The sequence below is a fragment of the Lysinibacillus sphaericus genome, from assembly GCF_015844675.1.
GTDB lineage: Bacteria > Bacillota > Bacilli > Bacillales_A > Planococcaceae > Lysinibacillus > Lysinibacillus sphaericus_E.
In genome coordinates, this window is record NZ_LDGC01000063.1 from 1 (window position 1) to 1,141 (window position 1,141).

Sequence of the window (1,141 nt, forward strand, 5' to 3'; positions counted from 1 at the left end):
AGTTATCCCAAACTATAAGGTAGGTTGCCCACGTGTTACTCACCCGTCCGCCGCTAACGTCAAAGGAGCAAGCTCCTTCTCTGTTCGCTCGACTTGCATGTATTAGGCACGCCGCCAGCGTTCGTCCTGAGCCAGGATCAAACTCTCCATAAAAGAAATTTGATAAGCTCAAATTGTTTTGCTGGCATCATGTTTGATGTCCAAAATTTTGTTTCGTTCACTAACTCAAGGTTAGCTACTAAAAACTTTATTGATTACGTTTTGCTTGTTCAGTTTTCAAGGTTCATTTGTTTTAATTGGTGGAGCCTAGCGGGATCGAACCGCTGACCTCCTGCGTGCAAGGCAGGCGCTCTCCCAGCTGAGCTAAGGCCCCAAAGTTAATTATATTTTTAGGAAATGGTCGGGAAGACAGGATTCGAACCTGCGACCCCTTGGTCCCAAACCAAGTGCTCTACCAAGCTGAGCTACTTCCCGTTTGTTTTATTGGCGCGCCCGGCAGGAGTCGAACCCACAACCTTCTGATCCGTAGTCAGACGCTCTATCCAATTGAGCTACGGGCGCTAATTATTAAAATAAAATGGTGCCGAGGGCCGGAATCGAACCGGCACGGTAGTCACCTACCGCAGGATTTTAAGTCCTGTGCGTCTGCCAGTTCCGCCACCCCGGCACATTTGGAGCGGAAGACGAGGTTCGAACTCGCGACCCCCACCTTGGCAAGGTGGTGTTCTACCACTGAACTACTTCCGCATGTGCATAAGATTTATTTATCCTGGCAATTATTAAATTTGAAAAATGGTGCGGGTGAAGGGAGTCGAACCCCCACGCCTTGCGGCGCTAGATCCTAAGTCTAGTGCGTCTGCCAATTCCGCCACACCCGCATATTTTGTTGGCAATTTAAATGGTGAGCCATGAAGGACTCGAACCTTCGACCCTCTGATTAAAAGTCAGATGCTCTACCAACTGAGCTAATGGCTCCAAATGGTGCCGGCGATAGGAGTCGAACCCACGACCTACTGATTACAAGTCAGTTGCTCTACCAACTGAGCTACACCGGCAAATGGTGGAGGATGACGGGCTCGAACCGCCGACCCCCTGCTTGTAAGGCAGGTGCTCTCCCAGCTGAGCTAATCCTCCTGGGTAT

At 50.0% G+C, this 1,141-nt stretch carries 9 tRNA genes and 1 rRNA gene; all 10 read right to left on the reverse strand.

Annotation, left to right across the window (positions count from 1 at the left end):
- Window positions 1–153 (reverse strand): 16S ribosomal RNA (locus ABE34_RS15660); the annotation flags it as partial.
- Between the two features lie 144 nt (window positions 154–297).
- Window positions 298–373: transfer RNA gene (locus tag ABE34_RS15665), tRNA-Ala, on the reverse strand.
- 24 nt (window positions 374–397) lie between these two features.
- Window positions 398–474: transfer RNA gene (locus ABE34_RS15670), tRNA-Pro, on the reverse strand.
- Window positions 475–484: 10 nt separating this feature from the next.
- Window positions 485–561 (reverse strand) — tRNA-Arg (locus ABE34_RS15675).
- 17 nt (window positions 562–578) lie between these two features.
- Window positions 579–667, reverse strand: a tRNA-Leu gene (locus tag ABE34_RS15680).
- A gap of 5 nt (window positions 668–672) precedes the next feature.
- A tRNA-Gly gene (locus ABE34_RS15685) sits at window positions 673–747 on the reverse strand.
- Between the two features lie 46 nt (window positions 748–793).
- A tRNA-Leu gene (locus ABE34_RS15690) sits at window positions 794–878 on the reverse strand.
- 21 nt (window positions 879–899) lie between these two features.
- Window positions 900–975, reverse strand: a tRNA-Lys gene (locus tag ABE34_RS15695).
- Window positions 976–979: 4 nt separating this feature from the next.
- A tRNA-Thr gene (locus ABE34_RS15700) sits at window positions 980–1,055 on the reverse strand.
- 3 nt (window positions 1,056–1,058) lie between these two features.
- Window positions 1,059–1,134: transfer RNA gene (locus ABE34_RS15705), tRNA-Val, on the reverse strand.
- Window positions 1,135–1,141 lie beyond the last annotated feature (7 nt).